Source organism: Bacteroides sp. D2 (assembly GCF_025147085.1).
GTDB lineage: Bacteria > Bacteroidota > Bacteroidia > Bacteroidales > Bacteroidaceae > Bacteroides.
The window spans coordinates 5,330,752-5,350,458 of the sequence record NZ_CP102261.1; the positions used below are offsets into that span (position 1 = coordinate 5,330,752).

Genomic DNA, 19,707 nt, shown 5'->3' on the forward strand with positions numbered 1-19,707 from the left:
TTTATTTAACAATTTTATAAACAATTCGAATTATAAGCATATGAAATCTAAGCATGAATGGAGATAATGTCATGATTTTCTTATATAATATATTATTCCCCATTTTTGATAATATATTATTAAACTTTTTTTCTAGCGATGCTTTATCTTTGGCCATTATAGTATGTCCTTGAGCTTCTATATAGTCTTCCACAGAAGAATCTATTAGCCGCAATAACGATTTATTTTTCATTTCTTCAATAAAAGCTAATCCCTTCTCTGTATTGATTAAAAACATTGTATGACCTATTTTGTCACTAATTTTATATTTTCCCAACCAAGGATCTGCTAATGATACATCCGCCTTATAGCTAATATCTTCTTTGCACATGAGGCAACGTTTGGGACGGAATAATTTTGACTGATGCATTAATCTCCAAGGATTAGTATAATTATTTTTATATATTTTTTTACCATCAAACAATTCTATTTGTATCCCACTTGGCCACCCATTTCCCCTATATTGCATATTAATCACCTGACTTTTATCAATACCCATATACCGATAACAAAGCCATGTTCCCTCAAGAGTAGTTTGTCCTGAACAACAGAATGATATAATAAAATTATTAATATTATTCCTATCCAACACGGACCGTATTCCTTGAACTTGACAAGGCATACAAGTCACTATAATACCATTTTTAATACTCGATATATTCTCCTTTAAAAAAGAGAATATATCGATATCTTGATAAACACTACCACAGATATTTATTTCATTAAAGTCATATATCAATTTTGGAATATAGCCGCACTTTTCTTTATCATAAACAAAAGTCATAGAGGTATCATATTCAGACGTTGAAAGGAGATATTTAATGATAGATGTTCCTATACCGCCCGAAGATGCTTTATAACGAATCAGGTCATCTGTTGAATATCCGATATAATAAGCTAATGCTTTATTTATATTAGAATTTTCTCTCATATCTCTTATTAAATTTATTCTTGATATATGTTATAAAAAACGTGCGTTCATCCTTAGAAATTCCACTGAAAAATATAAAGATACATGTAGCTACCAATGACACTAAGGAAAGTATTATAAAACGTTCTAATCCTTGCGTCATGAAACTAATTATAATATATGGAGATATCAATGAAAACATAGAAACCAATATAACCCTTACTATAACATCCTTAAAAAATATTCGTATAGACAATCCTATAATCCTATGTAGCATTATTAAACGAACAACAAGGCAAAGAATAGAAATAAAAATAGTTGCATAATAACAATATGCTGGCTCAAATCCCATTTTAAAAAGACCATATGAAAGCGGAAATGCCATCAAAGCTAATCCTCCCACAATTATTTGGTAATTCCGTATGTTGCCAGTGGCTAACATTGCAGTAAATAAAGTATTTGAGAGAGATTGACATAACATATATATCAAAGATAACTGTACAAAAATAACTGTATATTTTGGTGTATTTTTCAGCCAACATGCAAGGATATATTCTGTTTCGAAAAGAATGGGTATTACCATAATCAACAAAAGATAAAAAGAATAACGCGAACCAGTCATCACAAGTGTCATCATATATTCTCTATTTCCAGATGCATAAGATTTTGTTATTTGCGGATTAAGTGCCATAACAAAATTGCTTACAAACTGATTTAAAGCATTATCAACTTGTGTCGTAATTCCTCTAGCCGCATTAACTGCTACACCAAAGAATATATTTAAAAGAATATTAATTCCATAGTTAGTCAAAACGACCGATGAGGACCCAATTATATTCCAGCCAGAGAATCCTAAAATTTGTTTATAATAAAAACGTTCTTTTACTAATTTGAATTTACATTCAATAAAATTTTTCGAACAATATACCCCATAAACCATACGAATAGCTAAAGAAACCAGCAACATTAAAGCTCCATATATTATCAACTTATCAAAAGTGGATAATATCAATAGATAAACGATGAGTAATTTCAGAATAGACTCTATTAAAGTGATATAAGCAAAAGCAGCCATCCGTTCATGTGCAATTATAGTTGAATTATATGGGATGCTAATAATATTAACAACAAATGTTATTAATGAAAACTGAAACACCCAGTTAGCAGCCGTTAATCTTGATATAGGGATATTCATTTGATTATTCAAAAAATATACACCTACGCTCTCTGCAAGTACGATTATTACGAGTGCTATAATTATATGTATTAATACAGCTGTTGAGAAAATCTCCTGACTATGATTTTCATCTTTTTTTCCTAATTCATATGTAATGAAGCGTTGTGTAGACGATGTTAATGTAGCACTAATTAAAGCGAACATTCCAACAAATCCACCTACAACATTATAAATTCCAAAATCATTTATACCTAAAACTTCTAAAATCACACGTGAAGTATACAAACTTATGGCCATTGTAATAAATGTCCGAATATAAAGAAGTAATGTATTCTTCGCTATACGTTTAGAATTATTTTGTGTAATATTTTCAGTCAAAATAGAAATTTACTCGTTAATTATTAATGTTTATAGAAAACTTTAATAATTCATTTTACCAATATAAAAATGCTCTTATTAAAGAGATTTATCATCTCTGTCATTATCTTTTTGATAATCACCAGTTGTCACATTATCCATCCAGTTCTGATTATCCAAATACCATCTAACAGTTTTCTCTATCCCTTCTTCAAACTGCAAACTTGGCTCCCAACCTAATTCATTCTTCAATTTATTCGAATCGATTGCATAACGTAAATCATGTCCTTTACGATCTGTTACATAAGTAATCAAATGATCTGAAGTACCCTCGGAATTACCTAACAAACGATCAACAGTCTTTATGATAACTTTTATAAGATCAATATTCTTCCATTCATTAAAACCACCAATATTATAGGTCTCAGCCGTGTTTCCGTTATGAAAAATCAAATCTATCGCCCTAGCATGGTCAACAACATATAACCAGTCTCTTACATTTTCCCCCTTACCATATACCGGCAAGGGTTTGCCCTGACGGATATTATTTATAAATAATGGGATCAATTTCTCCGGAAATTGATAAGGACCATAATTATTGGAGCAGTTTGTTACAATGGTAGGCATACCATAAGTATCATGAAAAGCCCTCACAAAATGATCACTACCTGCCTTGCTAGCTGAATAAGGACTATGGGGCTGGTATTTAGTCTCCTCCGTAAAGAATGTACCATCGAATTCCAAAGCACCATAAACCTCATCTGTAGAAATATGATAAAAACGCTTATCTTCATAACATTCAGGAAGTATCTCCCAAGTCAGTTTTGCAGCTTGGAGCAGAGAGAGAGTCCCCATCACATTCGTTTGAGCAAATGTAAACGGATCTTTTATACTACGATCTACATGACTTTCAGCAGCCAGATGAATAACTCCATCAATATGATACTGCTTGAAGATTTCTAGCATTTTCTCAAAGTCACAGATGTCGGCCTTTACAAAGGTATAATTAGGCTGATCTTCGACATCTTTCAGGTTGGCTAGATTACCGGCATAAGTCAGTTTATCCAGATTGATTATATGATATTCAGGATATTTATTGACGAACAAACGTACAACGTGCGATCCAATGAAGCCTGCTCCACCTGTAATCAGTATATTTCGTGCAAAATTCATGTCTATTTTAATAATCTAATTGTTGTTTCAATTCATTTATACATTTCTGCAGAGAGTCTTTCCAATAAGGAACAGTGATTCCAAAAGCAGATTTCACCTTTGTTTTATCCAGTACAGAGAAATGAGGACGCTTTACCTTACTGGGAAATTCATCGCTGTGACAAGGTTGAATATCACACACATTGCCACTCAAGTCACAGATTTCCTTCGCAAAGTCATACCATGAACACACGCCTTCATTACTAAAATGGTAGATACCTTCTTTATAAAGTTGATTCTCCTCAATCACTTGATAGATAACAGATGCCAAGTCTCCGGCATAAGTGGGAGTACCAACCTGATCAAAGACTACTTTCAGGGTATCTTTATCAGATGTGAGCTGTCGCATCGTTTTTACGAAATTCTTCCCATAAGGGGAATAAAGCCAGGCGGTACGAAAGATAAGATAATGACAGCCGATTTCCTGTATGCTATGCTCACCGGCCAGCTTTGTTTTACCATACACACCCAAAGGATTAGTTTCCCAATCTTCCCGACAAGGGACATTTCTGTCTCCCTGAAAAACATAATCAGTAGAGACATGTATTAAGGTAGCATCAGTTTCTTTAGCTACAACAGCCAGATTCTCCACAGCCTTATTATTCAATAAATCAGCAGTCGCGAAATCGTCTTCCGCCTTGTCCACATTGGTATAGGCAGCACAATTAACGATGACATGAATTTGGTTGTCATTGACCATTTTACGGATAGAATCACGACTGGTTATATCCAACTCTGCCACATCGGTAAAAATATATTGGTTGGAGCTGGTTGACGACACACGGCGCATCTCATTGCCAAGCTGACCGTTAGCTCCTGTCACTAGAATATTCATTGAGCTTAATACAGATTTTCGTTATAATCAAATAGCCAGCCGGCTTCTTCCAGACGTTCGTGATGTTGGTCTTTCACGGAAAGGATTACTTTATCAGCAGGAACCTTCCAGTCGATTTTCAATGCGGGATCATCCCAAGCCAGGGCACCTTCACATTGGGGAGCATAGAAGTTGTCACATTTATACTGAAAGATAACCTCTTCCGTCAGGACAACAAAGCCATGGGCGAATCCACGCGAAATAAAGAACTGACGGTGGTTTTCTTCAGTCAATTCCACCGATACATGCTCTCCAAATGTTGGTGAGCCTTTACGGATATCGACAGCCACATCAAGGACAGAGCCTTTAATGACACGTACTAGTTTACTCTGGGCATAAGGCGGTTTCTGAAAATGAAGACCACGTAAAACACCATAGCTGGATTTACTTTCATTATCCTGGACAAAATCTACCTTACGGACCTTTTCTGTAAATTCACGTTGAGAGAAAGATTCGAAAAAGTAACCACGGTCATCTTTAAAAAGGCGGGGTTCAATGATGACAACGCCCTCGATAGCAGTTTTGATTATTTCCACTGTGATTAGTGTTTGTTAGTTATTTAAATTACCGGAAAGGAATATGGCATTATTCCAGTCCCAGTTCATTTATTACTTTTAAAAGGTACTGGCCATATTGGTTCTTCAGCATGGGCTTGGCCAGCTCACGCATTTTATCCGCTGTTATCCAGCCATGACGCAGGGCAATACCTTCAAGACACGCGACTTTCAATCCCTGACGCTTTTCAATCACTTCAATAAAAGTGCTGGCTTCGGAAAGAGAATCGTGCGTGCCGGTATCAAGCCAGGCAAAACCACGGCCTAGTAATTGGACCTTTAATTGGTGGTCATTGAGAAATTCCTGATTAACGGTAGTGATTTCTAACTCTCCACGGGGAGAAGGTTGTATATGTTTGGCTACATCCACCACTTTATTGGGGTAGAAATAGAGTCCCACTACAGCGTAGTTGGATTTTGGATTTTCTGGTTTTTCTTCAATACTCAAAACATTCCCATTCTTGTCAAAGTCAGCAACTCCATAACGTTCGGGATCGGCAACCCAATAACCGAATACGGTTGCTTTCTGCTCTTCCTCGACTGTACGGACAGCCTCCTGCAACATGCGGGTAAAGCTTTGGCCATAGAAGATATTATCACCTAATACCAGACAGACGGAATCATTGCCGATGAAGTCTTCACCGATAATAAAGGCTTGTGCCAGACCGTCCGGAGAGGGTTGTTCGGCATACTCAAACCGTACTCCATAGTCGGAGCCATCACCCAAAAGACGCTTGAAACCCGGAAGATCATAAGGAGTGGAAATAATCAGGATCTCACGGATTCCAGCCAACATAAGGACTGAAATCGGATAATAAATCATGGGCTTGTCAAAGACAGGAAGCAACTGCTTACTCACTCCTTTGGTGATAGGATACAGACGAGTGCCTGAACCACCGGCTAAAACTATTCCTTTCATAAAAGCTTATTTCAATTTTAGAAAATAAGTAAGCTGTTTTGAGATGGACACAAAGTAGCTTTTATTCTGTGTTTATTTAAACGGTTCCACATACCCAACCGGCATATCCGCACAAGCACACCCCAACATATTCAACCGGACAGCAATCTTACTCCTGCCATCCACCGTGACAAGTTCTCCTACAAGACCAGTCAAAGGACCTTTGACAACACGTACTTTTTCACCACGTGCCAAAGGAGCGCTATTCATACAGATTGCCTCTTCGGAATAATCGAGCATAAAACGGAAACGGGCCATTTGTTCATCAGGAATGATAGTCGGACTGCTCTCACCGCGCATTACCATATACCGACTAACTGTAGAAAAGGAAAGAACCTCTTTACGTTCCTTAGGATCAGCATGTACAAAAACCATCATCGGAAGCAACACGGACTCAACTACTTTACGGCGGTCACTCCATTGATGTACTTCTTGCTGGACCGGTACAAAATTTTCAATCCCTATTTTGTCTAAACGCTCGGCTACTTTCTTCTCATGATGCATACGGACCAGAGCGACATACCAGCGTTTAGAGTGTGCTACGCCTTCCCCTGTCCCAATACTAGGCCCAGCACTTAAAGTTTCTTTCGTTAGAATCATACCTTTTTACCCCTTATGTTTCCGTTACTTCTTAGGTAACGGATAAGGTACTCATTCACAGGAAAACAGATGAAAACAGAAAAACATGGACAAGAACCGCCTACAGCAATGTTTTTCTAACCTACGCGAAGGGAAAAACATCTTTGAAAACAGAATATAGGAATATCGGGCATGATGAAACAGAATTATCATGTCCTGATATATTTTTGTTGCATATTTCAACAAATCAGAAAAAAAAGAAGATTTTACTTGTTTACTATTTGTATTTTTGCATATCTTTGCATCGAATAATTTTCCGTTACCTAAGAAGTAACAGATATACTTCGCCCTTGATTTCTAACACTTTACCATTAATTATCTACCTAAACGATAGTTCCTAATGTAAGATAAATTCCCTTTATTTACCTCTGTACGTTCTCTTAGCTCAAAACCTTTTAAATAGATTTGTGTGGTTTTTATAGATTTATGTCCCAATGATTCACTAATCATTTCAATTGGCACTCCACGATACTTGGCTGTCGTTGCCCACGAATGGCGAAGTGTGTAAGAAGAAACGGGAGAATTCAAACGCAGAGCTCTCGCCAAATCCTTCAAACTATTATTGAATCTTCGAAGAGCAGACTGATATTCACTGTATGCCCTTTCATCCTTTCGTTTCTTGTTACCGCAAAGTATGTCGAACAGATAGTTCGGACAATTGGGAATGGGTTCCTGATTATTCCGGAGTTGATTAATCATTCCCCTGGCAGTATCAAGCACTTCCACGCTCATGGGAGTTTTCGTCTTGATTCGATTATAACGTAATACACTCTGCTCTAAAGCTGATTTTTCCAGATGCGCTAAATCGGCGAATGACATTCCACAAAACTGGAACATCAGGGCGGCAATAGTTTGTGTGCGACGTAAACGCTCCGATTTGGGATCCTCATACAGAAGTTTGTGCAATTCACCGGCAGGCAAAGCTTTCTTTTGGCGGACATCCACGCCTGTATAAACATCATGAAATAATCGGGGAACATAAGGAGCACTACCCGCTTCCACTCCCCGATTGTAAATGCTACGAAGCATACGCATATACGTAGAAATCGTATTGGGCTTCAAACCACACTCATAAAGATACTGACCATAACGTCGTAAACGTTCTTTGGTGACCTGTCTGAACGACATATTCAACGTACCACAAAACTTACTGAAAGAATAAAGGGCATTCTTATAGACATGCGCTGTAGAATAACGCCCCTCCTTTCGTAAACGATTGATGTAGTTCTCCCCACATCGACTAAATCCATTTTTATTCATCATTTGCATCACTAGTTATTTTATATATACTATTTGGCAAGCGACAAAAGAACAAATCTTTTTGCAGGTTCAATTTCACTTTCCAGATATTATTTTTAGAATTAACACATATTTAACCAACGTTAAAATTAGTAGATTATGAAAAGTAAAAATGCCAAAAAAGGTAGTAAAAACGACAAGGTAAAAAGAAGTGTCCAAACAATGAAAAAAGCCCCCAGGAGGCATTCAAGGGAAGAAATCATCAGTGAAGAAGAACTGGATAACAGAATAGCAATCGATGGAGATATCCGTCTTTATTTCACCATGTATTTAAAAATCTTTATTGATGGACATTTCCGCCATCCCAAGAAAAGAAAGCTGATAAATCTAGCCCAATATATCTATGACCAAAAAGTATTATACATCCACAAACACGGTGGCTATAAGTTAATGGAACTTAGTAGTATACATGCTGAATTGGGGGCATTGAGAAAACCTGTTGAAGAAGAGTACATGAAAGAAAAAAAGGAAAAAAGAGAACAAGCTGAAAAGGTCAAAAGCAAGTACTAAGAAAAAATAATGGGACAGTTGGAATATAAGGCTTACCTTCGCCGCCGTTTTCAACCCGTCGAAAACTAACAGATTTTCTCTTAAAAAATAGTGACGGTATGCTATCGTTATAGCGTCACTATAATGAAAGGATAGTGACGCTATGACAACAACATACCGTCACTATCTATAAGGGAAGATTTACGCTCAAACAGATTATTTTTCATAATTAAAAACAGAAGAAAATGAGACAAAAAATCAGGAAGAATAAGTTAGAAGCTTGCAAATTAGTATGGAAAAAACGTATTACTGCTGAAAAGGGGATTTCGGATAAATGCGCAGAGAGAATTGTACAAGAGTGTATTAGACTAATAGAACGCATGTTGTATGGAAATGCAATGATCGCTTTTCATAGGCAGGATGGCACATTCTGCCTGGAAAAAGGAACACTAGTAGGATATGAAAAATTCTTTCATAGAAAATTCAATATCACAGCAAAACAAGAGTCTATTGTCTATTGGAGTGAAGAACAAAAAGGATGGAGAAGATTTATGATCGGAAACCTGATGGAGTGGAAAGCTATTGTATAAATCAGATTAAAATATATTTAACAATGAATATGATTAACAAAGGGATACCTTATTTCCCGACACCGGCAAACTTCTTTGACGAAGAAGTGATGGAACTATTAGAAGCTAAATTTGGAGTGTTAGCTTCTTACATTGTCATGCGATTACTTTGCAAAATATATAAAGAGGGATATTATATCTCTTGGGGAAAGGAACAAAACCTGATTTTTGTCCGTAAAGTAGGCGGCGGGATTAAAGAGGATATGATGGAAAAGATTGTCGATCTGTTATTGGAGAAAGGATTTTTCCATAAGGAAACCTACGAAAAATACGGCATACTCACTTCGGAACAGATTCAAAGGGTGTGGTTCGAAGCCACTACACGAAGGAAAATAGATTTCTCCCAACTACCTTATTTATTAGAGACCAAGAAGAAAAAAGGGATGCAAAAAGAAGAGTTGAACGCGGAAAATGCAGACATTTTTGAAACTCAAGAGGAGGTGAGTCAAGAAAATGCAGACATTTCCCGACAAACTAAACTAAAGGAAACTAAACTAAATCATGAAGAAGAAGAAACCAACGTTGTTTCGATTGAAATTCCGGGGTATGCCTACAATCTGGCTACACACAACATAGCAGGATTGATGGAGAGTCTGGACAACCATAAAGTGACTGACCCAAAAGAGAAACAGACGATTCTCCGGCTATCGGACTATGGCAGGAAAGGCACCCAGGTGTGGAAACTGCTCTCCAATACGGCCTGGAGTAAAATCGGAGCACCGGGGAAATATATCATTGCAGCGTTAGCTAGCGGACGGAAATAAACCGACTGATTAAAAGCTGATAAAAAAGGTACGAAAAATCTGTGCTTTTCACAAATTCTTCGTACCTTTACGCTCCGGTAAAACAAGTTCTATCCACATAAAAGATAACAAAATGGAAAACAGAAGTTTAGTAACCATTGCCGAACATTCTAAAGAAAAAATCCTCTACATGCTCGAAATGGCGAAGCAGTTTGAAATGAACCCCAATCGCCGGTTATTACAAGGAAAGGTTGTAGCAACCCTGTTCTTTGAACCTTCCACCCGTACCCGCTTGAGTTTTGAAACAGCTGCCAACCGTCTCGGCGCACGAGTAATCGGATTCTCTGACCCCAAAGCTACCAGCTCTTCCAAAGGGGAAACACTTAAAGACACGATCATGATGGTGAGCAACTATGCAGATATTATCGTCATGCGACACTATCTCGAAGGAGCTGCACGGTATGCCAGCGAAGTAGCCCCGGTGCCCATTGTCAACGCAGGTGACGGAGCCAACCAGCACCCGTCGCAGACGATGCTCGATCTCTACTCTATCTACAAAACGCAAGGAACGCTGGAAAATCTGAACATTTTCTTGGTGGGTGATTTGAAATACGGCCGCACCGTACATTCATTGCTGATGGCGATGCGACACTTTAATCCGACTTTCCATTTTATCGCTCCCGAAGAGCTGAAAATGCCGGAAGAATACAAACTTTACTGCAAAACGCACCAAATAAAATACGTTGAACATACAGACTTTTCCGAAGAGATTATCGCCGACGCCGATATTCTGTACATGACCCGTGTACAACGCGAACGTTTCACCGACCTGATGGAATATGAACGGGTGAAGAATGTATATATTCTCCGTAACAAAATGCTGGAGAACACACGTCCGAACCTGCGTATCCTGCACCCGCTTCCCCGTGTCAACGAAATTGCTTACGATGTGGATGACAATCCGAAAGCATACTATTTCCAACAGGCACAAAACGGTCTGTATGCCCGCGAAGCAATCCTTTGCGATGTATTAGGTATCACATTAGATGACGTTAAAAACGATATTTTATTATGAGCGAAAATAAACAAGCATTGCAAGTAGCTGCCCTGAAAAACGGGACAGTGATTGACCATATCCCATCCGAAAAGCTCTTTACCGTAGTGCAACTGCTCGGTGTGGAACAGATGACTAGCAATATCACTATCGGATTCAACCTCGACAGCAAGAAGCTGGGTAAAAAAGGGATCATCAAGATTGCAGATAAATTCTTCTGCGACGAAGAGATTAACCGTATTTCAGTAGTTGCTCCGCACGTCAAGCTGAATATCATCCGCGATTACGAAGTAGTGAAAAAGAAAGAGGTGAAAATGCCGGATGAACTTCGGGGCATCGTGAAATGTGCCAATCCGAAATGTATCACCAACAACGAACCGATGGCCACTATCTTTCATGTGATAGACAAGGATAATTGTATCGTAAAGTGCCATTATTGCGAGAAAGAGCAGAAACGTGAAGAGATTACAATCCTCTGAATAAACGTATAGCCCTATGAAACAGGACTGGAAACCAGGAACGATGATCTATCCGCTGCCGGCTGTACTGGTCAGCTGCGGAAAGGAAGAAAGCGAATATAATATGTTCACAGTAGCATGGACGGGTACGATTTGTACAAACCCGCCCATGTGTTATATATCCGTACGTCCGGAACGCCATTCTTATGACATTATCAAAAAAAACATGGAGTTTGTCATCAACCTGACAACGAAAGATATGGCTTTTGCCACCGACTGGTGCGGAGTTCGTTCGGGACGTGATTATCATAAATTTGATGAGATGAAGCTGACACCCGGACAGTGTACGGTGGTCAGTGCTCCGTTGATTGAAGAATCTCCTCTTTGCATTGAATGCCGTGTGAAAGAAATCATCTCCCTCGGCTCACACGATATGTTTATCGCTGACGTAGTAAATGTGCGTGCGGACGACCGGAACCTGAATCCTGAAACCGGAAAGCTGGAACTGGCCGAAGCCAATCCGCTGGTATATGTGCATGGAGGATATTATAATCTGGGAGAGAAAATCGGTAAGTTCGGTTGGAGTGTAGAAAAGAAGAAATCATAAAAAGTGCGATATTGCCATGAATATGCTGCGTAAATTCATTCTTCCCGGTTTATTAGCCATAGCCTGCACGGCTGTCGGCCAGAACTATAACGCAGAAAAAGTAGACCGCCCCAATACAAAAAAAATAAATATCGGTATCAAGGCGGGATTCAACTCTTCCATGTTCATGGTATCTGAACTGAAAATTAAGGATGTGACTATCGATGAGGTGCAGAATAACTACAAGATAGGTTATTTTGGCGCCCTCTTTATGCGCATCAACATGAAGAAGCATTTCATTCAGCCGGAAGTGTCCTATAATGTAAGCAAATGTGAGATCACTTTCGATAAGCTCGGTTCACAGCATCCTGCCATCGAGCCTGATTATGCTTCGGTGCAATCGGTGTTGCACAGTGTGGATTTCCCTATTTTATACGGCTATAATGTGGTGAAAAAAGGGCCTTACGGAATGTCTATCTTCGCAGGCCCCAAACTTCGCTACTTATGGGGAAAACACAATGAAATCACTTTTAAGAATTTTGACCAAAAAGGGATTCACGAAAAGCTGTATCCGTTCAATGTCTGCGCAGTGATCGGTGTAGGCGTCAACATCTCCCGTATCTTTTTCGATTTCCGCTACGAGCAAGGCATCGGAAATATCTCCAAGTCCATCATTTACGACAATATCAATTCCGACGGCAGCACGGGAGTGAGCAACATTATTTTCCGTCGCCGCGACAGCGCGTTAAGTTTTTCGCTGGGATTCATCCTTTAAGAATAAAATATCATTAAATCCGGCTTTTTACTAACATTTTTCTTGTACTTCCTTCATTCTTTATTTATTTTCATTAACTTTGTGCGCTTAAAATAGGTATCTCGAATTAGAAATTTAATCTTACTTATAAAAGAATGAAAAGAGACGACATCATTTTCGACATCATCGAAAAAGAGCATCAACGCCAGTTGAAAGGAATCGAGCTTATTGCATCAGAAAATTTTGTGAGTGACCAGGTTATGCAGGCAATGGGTTCTTGCCTGACTAACAAGTACGCAGAAGGTTATCCCGGCAAACGTTATTACGGAGGTTGCGAAGTAGTAGACCAAAGCGAACAAATCGCTATCGACCGCCTGAAAGAAATTTTTGGCGCTGAATGGGCAAACGTACAACCACACTCGGGAGCACAAGCTAATGCTGCTGTTTTCCTCGCAGTTCTGAATCCGGGCGACAAATTCATGGGATTAAATCTTGCACACGGCGGACACCTTTCTCATGGCTCACTGGTAAACACTTCCGGTATCATCTATACTCCTTGCGAATATAATCTGAATCAGGAAACTGGACGCGTTGACTACGACCAGATGGAAGAAGTCGCTCTACGTGAGAAACCGAAAATGATTATCGGTGGTGGTTCTGCATACTCTCGTGAATGGGATTACAAACGTATGCGTGAAATCGCCGACAAAGTAGGCGCTATCCTGATGATCGACATGGCTCACCCTGCCGGCCTGATCGCTGCCGGAGTGCTCGAAAATCCGGTTAAATATGCACATATCGTCACTTCTACTACACATAAAACACTTCGCGGACCTCGTGGTGGTGTCATCATGATGGGTAAGGATTTCCCCAATCCGTGGGGAAAGACCACTCCGAAAGGTGAGATCAAGATGATGTCTCAATTACTGGATTCTGCCGTATTCCCGGGAATCCAAGGCGGACCACTGGAACATGTAATTGCTGCTAAAGCAGTTGCTTTCGGTGAAATCCTGCAACCTGAATTTAAGGAATATGCTAAACAAGTACAAAAGAACGCTGCTGTACTTGCACAGGCTTTAATCGACCGTGGTTTTACCATCGTTTCCGGTGGTACAGACAACCACTCTATGTTGGTTGACCTGCGTAGCAAATATCCTGAACTGACAGGTAAAGTGGCAGAAAAAGCATTGGTTTCTGCCGATATTACTGTTAACAAGAACATGGTTCCGTTCGACAGCCGTTCAGCTTTCCAGACTTCCGGTATCCGTTTGGGTACTCCCGCTATCACAACTCGTGGTGCAAAAGAAGATTTGATGCTCGAAATTGCTGAAATGATCGAGACTGTATTGTCTAACGTAGAAAATGAGGAAGTTATTGCACAAGTACGTGCACGTGTCAATGAGACAATGAAGAAATATCCTCTTTTTGCTTATTAAAAAACGATTTCAAAGCTAATAGCTTCACTGTTATCAGCTTTATTTCTTATTTATAAGGTCTGCTCTTTGTGAAAGGAGCAGGCTTTTTTTATTTATTAACGGTCCCGCCCGAACCATCTGTCCATATTTTCGTTTTTCTTACTATAAAAGAAATATATGATGTCATATATCACTCATAGCAAGGACGAATTCAACCGTACAGTGTGCAAGAAGAGAAAACAGAAGCGCACTGGACTCTATATACAGTCATCCCCGTCTTTCCACATTTTATTTCATAGGGAAAGACGGGGATTTATTTTACCGGCATCATACCGGAATATTTTTTTGAGGTATATATTTTAGCTCAATCCTTCTATTTCTCCATCCACAATATCGATGTGCAATGCTTGCGGCTCCTTGGGTAATCCCGGCATACGAAGAATTTCTCCGGCAATGGCTACAATCATTTCAGCTCCGTTATTGATAACAATATCTTTAATATGGAACTCGAAGTTATTTACCGCCCCATAAATCTTTGGATCGGCAGAGAATGAATATTGTGTTTTAGCAATACAAACCGGATAATGAGTGATTCCCATTTTCTCGATCAGTTTGATACGGTTGCGTGCAATACTACTATAGGTAATAACGCTGGCTCCGTAAATATTAGTGGCTACCTTTTCGATCTTCTGCTGTATGCTATCTTCTTCTTTATAAGTGTAGCGTAAAGATTCGGACGGATTGTTCTCTATGGTATCTACTACCAGACGGGCCATATCTACTGCTCCCTCTCCTCCTTCACTGAACGCATTGTTAATGGCGAAACCCACTCCCAACTGTTCGCAATGTTCGCGCAGTAATTCCATTTCTTCATCCGTATCGGATGCAAACTTATTGAAAGCTACGATGATGGTCTGACCGAATGAACGAAGGTTACGAACGTGTTTGTCGAGATTACGCAATCCTTCTTTCAAGCCTTCCATATTCGGCTCTTTGATACGGTCGAGACTGACACCTCCGTGCATCTTTAATCCTTGTGCCGTAGCGACAATCACTGTGAGACGTGGTTGGAGTCCGCTCTTGCGGCATTTGATATTATAGAATTTTTCTGCACCGAGATCGGCACCGAATCCGGCTTCTGTTATTACATAATCACCGAAAGACATTGCCAATTTAGTGGCCAGAATAGAGTTACAACCATGTGCGATATTAGCAAACGGACCACCATGTACAAAAGCAGCGGTTCCTTCGGTAGTCTGCACTAAATTAGGATGGATAGCATCTTTCAACAACACAGTGATGGCTCCTGCCACTCCCAAATCTTTCACAGTAAAAGGTTGGTCGTCATACGTGAAGCCCAACAGGATATTTTCAATACGGCGACGCAGATCACTCACATCTTTGGAAAGGCAAAGAATTGCCATAATCTCCGAAGCAGGAGTAATATCGAAACCGGACTCTTGGGTAATCCCGTTCGATTTAGGTCCGAGGCCGACAACGATGCTGCGCAACGAACGGTCGTTCACGTCAAGCACTCTCCGCCAAAGAATTTCTTTCAGTCCAAAGCCCTTTGCCTGATTCTGATAAAGATAATTGTCGAGTAAAGCAGAAATCATGTTATGAGCAGAAGTGATGGCATGAAAATCCCCTGTAAAATGGAGGTTGATCTTGTCCATCGGAAGCACTTGTGCATATCCCCCACCGGCTGCTCCTCCCTTCATTCCGAAACATGGACCGAGAGACGGCTCGCGAAGAGCGACAATCGCATTCTTTCCAATTTTATTCAATCCCAAAGCGAGACCGATAGATACTGTAGTTTTGCCAATGCCCGCTTTGGTTGCTGTGATAGCAGTTACCAGAATGAGATTGCTTTTCTTCACTTTCTCTTCATCAATCAGTTGTTCGGGGATCTTTGCTATGTAGCGGCCATAATTCTCCACTTCCTCGCGAGGGATTCCGATACCTTCGGCAACTTGCTTAATCTTCTTCAGCTCAATACTGCGAGCTATTTCTATGTCTGATTTCATACAGAATATGATTAGTTTTATTTTTGAAGGAACAAAAGTATAACAAAAAAGCGAAATAGAGAAATTTAAAGTTCGACGGATATTATATCTCTATTTTTCATAACACAACAAACTCTTTTTACGCTATAACTGTTGTAAATGACATAACCTAAAACAACAACTTAATTATGGAATGGATTATTAATCAATTAAGGGTACATCCTGAACTTGCTATTTTCCTGACGCTCTTTGCCGGATTTTGGCTGGGCAGACTCAAAATAGGGAAATTCTCATTGGGGACAGTCACCAGTGTTCTGCTGGTCGGAGTATTGGTAGGACAACTGAATATCACTGTAGATGGTCCGATGAAAGCTGTGTTCTTTCTGCTTTTCCTGTTTGCCGTTGGCTATAAGGTAGGTCCGCAATTTTTCCGCGGATTGAAAAAAGACGGTCTGCCACAAGTGGGATTCGCTGTACTGATGTGTATTGTCAGTCTGGTAGCCCCGTGGATACTGGCCAAAATCATGGGATATCATGTAGGAGAAGCTGCCGGACTGTTGGCAGGCTCACAAACAATATCCGCCGTTATCGGCGTGGCAAGCGATACGATCAACCAGCTGGGAATCAGCGATGCACAGAAAGCCACGTTCATCAATGCAATTCCGGTAGCGTATGCCGTAACTTATATTTTCGGAACGGCCGGTTCGGCGTGGATTCTGGCTTCTCTCGGCCCTAAAATGCTGGGTGGACTGGATAAGGTGAAGGCCGACTGCAAGGAACTGGAGGCTCAAATGGGAACATCGGAAGCTGATGAACCCGGATTTTCCCCGGCTCTTCGTCCGGTTGTGTTCCGTGCTTATAAAATCACCAATGAATGGTTTGGCAAAGGAAAAAAAGTCAGTGAACTCGAAACATATTTATGCAAGAATGATAAACGTCTGTTTGTAGAACGGATTCGTCAAAGAGGAGTGGTGAAAGATGTCAATCCGAACCTGATCCTTCACAAGAATGACGAAGTGGTACTTAGCGGACGCCGTGAATTTGTGATTGGAGAAGAAGACTGGATCGGTCCGGAAGTGATTGATGCACAATTACTCGACTTCCCGGCAGAAACTCTTCCTGTAATGGTGACCCACCGGACTTTTGCCGGAGAAACGGTTTCCAAAATCAGGGCACAGAAGTTTATGCACGGGGTTAGTATCCGGAATATCAAACGTGCCGGAATCAATGTTCCGGTATTGCCTAAAACGATTGTAGATTCGGGAGACATTCTCGAACTTACCGGTCTTAAACATGAAGTGGAAAGTGCTGCCAAACAAATGGGTTATATTGACCGGCCTACCAACCAGACGGATATGATCTTCGTAGGATTGGGTATTTTGCTCGGTGGTCTTTTCGGTGCACTGGCTATTCACCTGGGAGGTGTTCCTATCAGTCTTTCTACCAGTGGCGGCGCATTGATAGCCGGACTTCTGTTCGGTTGGCTACGCAGCAAGCATCCTACTTTCGGAGGTATCCCCGAACCCTCTTTATGGGTATTGAATAATGTAGGATTGAATATGTTTATCGCAGTGGTCGGTATCGCTGCAGGTCCCAGTTTCATTGCCGGATTCAAGGAAGTAGGCGTCAGCCTGTTTATCGTCGGTGCATTGGCAACAGCCATTCCTCTCCTCGCCGGATTGCTGATGGCGAGATACTTGTTCAAGTTCCACCCTGCCCTGTCATTGGGATGTACGGCAGGAGCACGTACTACAACAGCTGCATTGGGAGCTATTCAGGATGCAGTGGAAAGCGACACACCGGCATTAGGATATACGGTGACGTATGCAGTCGGCAATACGCTCCTGATTATCTGGGGAGTTGTCATCGTACTACTTATGTAAAACTATATAAATAAATATCATTATGGAAAAGAAAACAAATAACCCTGCCATTACCAAAAGTTATGCCAAGAAAATGGAAACGATCAGCCCGTTCGAGCTGAAAAACAAACTGATCGATATGGCAGATGAAAGTATCAAGAAGATAGCACATACCATGTTGAATGCCGGAAGAGGTAACCCGAACTGGATTGCTACCGAGCCACGCGAAGCCTTTTTTCTGCTGGGACAATTCGGCCTTTGCGAATGTCGTCATGCGTTTTCACTGGAAGAAGGAATAGCAGGTATTCCGCAAAAGGCGGGAATTGCTGCCCGTTTCGAGGCTTTCCTGAAAGAAAATGAGAAAGCTCCCGGTGCTAACCTATTGAAAGAGGGCTATAATTATATGCTGATGGAACATGCTGCCGATCCGGATACACTTATTCACGAATGGGCAGAATCGGTGATTGGCGACCAGTATCCTGTGCCCGACCGTATTTTACATTTTACGGAGTTAATCGTACAGGATTACCTGGCACAAGAGGTGTGTGACCGCCGTCCACCGAAAGGAACTTTTGACCTTTTCGCGACTGAAGGAGGTACGGCAGCCATGTGTTATCTGTTTGATTCTTTGCAAGAGAATTTCCTGTTGAACCAGGGGGATGCCATTGCTTTGATGGTTCCTGTGTTCACTCCTTATATAGAAATCCCGGAACTGCGACGCTATCAGTTCGACGTGACCGAAATTTCCGCCGACCAGATGACTCCTGACGGTTTACATACCTGGCAATATAAGGATGAAGACATAGACAAGCTGAAAGATCCGAGGATCAAAGCGTTATTTATCACCAATCCGAGTAATCCGCCCAGCTATGCGCTTAGCAAAGAGACTACCGAACGTATCATCAACATTGTGAAGAATGATAATCCGAACCTGATGATTATCACGGATGATGTGTACGGAACATTTATTCCTCATTTCCGTTCATTGATGGCTGAATTACCACACAATACGCTTTGTGTTTATTCGTTCTCCAAATATTTTGGAGCTACGGGATGGAGAACCGCAGTGATCGCTCTACACGAAGACAACATCTACGACAAAATGATTGCCCGCCTGTCGGAGGAGCAGAAATCAATCTTGAACAAACGTTATTCCAGTCTTAGTCTACAACCGGAAAAGATGAAATTTATCAATCGTATGGTGGCTGACAGCCGGCAGATTGCATTGAATCATACTGCAGGGCTTTCTCTACCTCAACAAATACAGATGAGTTTGTTTGCCATCTTCTCGCTTCTGGATAAAGAAGACAGTTATAAGAAGAAGATGCAGGAAATTATTCATCGCCGTCTGCATGCGCTGTGGGATAACACAGGTTTCACGCTGGTGGAAGATCCGTTGCGTGCCGGATATTATTCGGAGATCGACATGCTGGTATGGGCGAAGAAATTCTATGGGGATGACTTCGTTACTTATCTGCAAAAGACCTACAATCCATTGGATGTGGTTTTCCGCCTGGCAAACGAAACTTCACTCGTTCTGTTGAATGGTGGTGGCTTTGCCGGACCGAAATGGAGTGTGCGTGTGTCACTAGCCAATTTGAATGAGGCCGATTATGTGAAAATCGGACAAAGTATCAAATGTGTTTTGGAAGAATATGCCAAAGCATGGAAGGCATCCATACATTAAAATCA

19 protein-coding genes are annotated in these 19,707 nt (G+C 40.6%); 10 read left to right on the plus strand and 9 right to left on the minus strand.

Annotated elements, in window-relative coordinates; all coding sequences use genetic code 11:
* Position 1: 1 nt before the first annotated feature.
* The 8 genes from NQ505_RS19960 to NQ505_RS19995 form a co-directional block, all read right to left on the minus strand.
* Positions 2-970: a Coenzyme F420 hydrogenase/dehydrogenase, beta subunit C-terminal domain gene (locus NQ505_RS19960; protein ID WP_004303675.1), complete on the minus strand. Its 969-nt coding sequence runs from the start codon at positions 968-970 to the stop codon at positions 2-4.
* Complete coding sequence (locus NQ505_RS19965) at positions 954-2,504, minus strand: oligosaccharide flippase family protein (RefSeq protein ID WP_008998407.1); 1,551 nt, start codon at positions 2,502-2,504, stop codon at positions 954-956. The genes NQ505_RS19960 and NQ505_RS19965 overlap by 17 nt, the downstream gene beginning before the upstream one ends.
* A 78-nt stretch (positions 2,505-2,582) precedes the next feature.
* Positions 2,583-3,656 (minus strand): dTDP-glucose 4,6-dehydratase, encoded by a 1,074-nt coding sequence (gene rfbB, locus NQ505_RS19970; protein WP_008998408.1) that lies wholly within the window; start codon positions 3,654-3,656, stop codon positions 2,583-2,585.
* Between the two features lie 7 nt (positions 3,657-3,663).
* Positions 3,664-4,530, minus strand: coding sequence for a dTDP-4-dehydrorhamnose reductase (gene rfbD / locus NQ505_RS19975; RefSeq protein WP_008998409.1), 867 nt, complete (start codon positions 4,528-4,530; stop codon positions 3,664-3,666).
* Between the two features lie 5 nt (positions 4,531-4,535).
* Entirely contained in the window at positions 4,536-5,105 is a 570-nt protein-coding gene (gene rfbC, locus NQ505_RS19980) for a dTDP-4-dehydrorhamnose 3,5-epimerase (RefSeq protein WP_008998410.1), read from the minus strand.
* Positions 5,106-5,154: 49 nt separating this feature from the next.
* Positions 5,155-6,042, minus strand: coding sequence for a glucose-1-phosphate thymidylyltransferase RfbA (rfbA, locus tag NQ505_RS19985; protein WP_008998411.1), 888 nt, complete (start codon positions 6,040-6,042; stop codon positions 5,155-5,157).
* A gap of 72 nt (positions 6,043-6,114) precedes the next feature.
* Positions 6,115-6,681, minus strand: a complete 567-nt coding sequence (locus NQ505_RS19990; RefSeq protein WP_004318113.1) for a UpxY family transcription antiterminator — start codon at positions 6,679-6,681, stop codon at positions 6,115-6,117.
* Between the two features lie 354 nt (positions 6,682-7,035).
* Complete coding sequence (locus tag NQ505_RS19995) at positions 7,036-7,989, minus strand: tyrosine-type DNA invertase cluster 3b (RefSeq protein ID WP_032853370.1); 954 nt, start codon at positions 7,987-7,989, stop codon at positions 7,036-7,038.
* Positions 7,990-8,118: 129 nt separating this feature from the next.
* On the opposite strand from NQ505_RS19995, the gene NQ505_RS20000 reads away from it, so the two are divergent.
* The 8 genes from NQ505_RS20000 (at position 8,119) to glyA (ending at position 14,168) form a co-directional block, all read left to right on the plus strand.
* Positions 8,119-8,529 (plus strand): DUF4119 family protein, encoded by a 411-nt coding sequence (locus tag NQ505_RS20000; protein WP_008998413.1) that lies wholly within the window; start codon positions 8,119-8,121, stop codon positions 8,527-8,529.
* A gap of 224 nt (positions 8,530-8,753) precedes the next feature.
* Positions 8,754-9,098 (plus strand): SH3 beta-barrel fold-containing protein, encoded by a 345-nt coding sequence (locus NQ505_RS20005; protein WP_008998414.1) that lies wholly within the window; start codon positions 8,754-8,756, stop codon positions 9,096-9,098.
* Positions 9,099-9,121: 23 nt separating this feature from the next.
* A complete protein-coding gene (locus NQ505_RS20010; RefSeq protein WP_004318109.1) occupies positions 9,122-9,901 on the plus strand; it encodes a DUF4373 domain-containing protein in 780 nt (259 codons plus the stop codon).
* 112 nt (positions 9,902-10,013) lie between these two features.
* The gene (gene pyrB, locus NQ505_RS20015) at positions 10,014-10,955 is read left to right on the plus strand and encodes an aspartate carbamoyltransferase (RefSeq protein WP_004315282.1); all 942 of its coding nucleotides are present in this window, start codon (positions 10,014-10,016) and stop codon (positions 10,953-10,955) included.
* Positions 10,952-11,413, plus strand: a complete 462-nt coding sequence (pyrI, locus tag NQ505_RS20020) for an aspartate carbamoyltransferase regulatory subunit (protein WP_008998415.1) — start codon at positions 10,952-10,954, stop codon at positions 11,411-11,413. Before pyrB ends, pyrI begins: the two co-directional genes overlap by 4 nt.
* Positions 11,414-11,429: 16 nt before the next feature.
* Complete coding sequence (locus NQ505_RS20025) at positions 11,430-11,999, plus strand: flavin reductase family protein (RefSeq protein ID WP_004325806.1); 570 nt, start codon at positions 11,430-11,432, stop codon at positions 11,997-11,999.
* A gap of 16 nt (positions 12,000-12,015) precedes the next feature.
* A complete protein-coding gene (locus NQ505_RS20030; protein WP_008998416.1) occupies positions 12,016-12,753 on the plus strand; it encodes a porin family protein in 738 nt (245 codons plus the stop codon).
* Between the two features lie 134 nt (positions 12,754-12,887).
* Positions 12,888-14,168 carry a serine hydroxymethyltransferase gene (gene glyA / locus NQ505_RS20035; protein WP_004308877.1) on the plus strand — a complete coding sequence of 427 codons (1,281 nt, stop codon included), beginning with the start codon at positions 12,888-12,890 and terminating at the stop codon, positions 14,166-14,168.
* A gap of 338 nt (positions 14,169-14,506) precedes the next feature.
* Here glyA and NQ505_RS20040 read toward each other — a convergent pair whose 3' ends face one another.
* Positions 14,507-16,174 carry a formate--tetrahydrofolate ligase gene (locus NQ505_RS20040; RefSeq protein ID WP_004295785.1) on the minus strand — a complete coding sequence of 556 codons (1,668 nt, stop codon included), beginning with the start codon at positions 16,172-16,174 and terminating at the stop codon, positions 14,507-14,509.
* 167 nt (positions 16,175-16,341) lie between these two features.
* On the opposite strand from NQ505_RS20040, the gene aspT reads away from it, so the two are divergent.
* Both aspT and aspD read left to right on the plus strand, forming a co-directional pair.
* Complete coding sequence (gene aspT / locus NQ505_RS20045; protein ID WP_008998417.1) at positions 16,342-18,036, plus strand: aspartate-alanine antiporter; 1,695 nt, start codon at positions 16,342-16,344, stop codon at positions 18,034-18,036.
* Positions 18,037-18,058: 22 nt separating this feature from the next.
* Positions 18,059-19,702, plus strand: a complete 1,644-nt coding sequence (aspD, locus tag NQ505_RS20050) for an aspartate 4-decarboxylase (protein ID WP_008998418.1) — start codon at positions 18,059-18,061, stop codon at positions 19,700-19,702.
* Positions 19,703-19,707 lie beyond the last annotated feature (5 nt).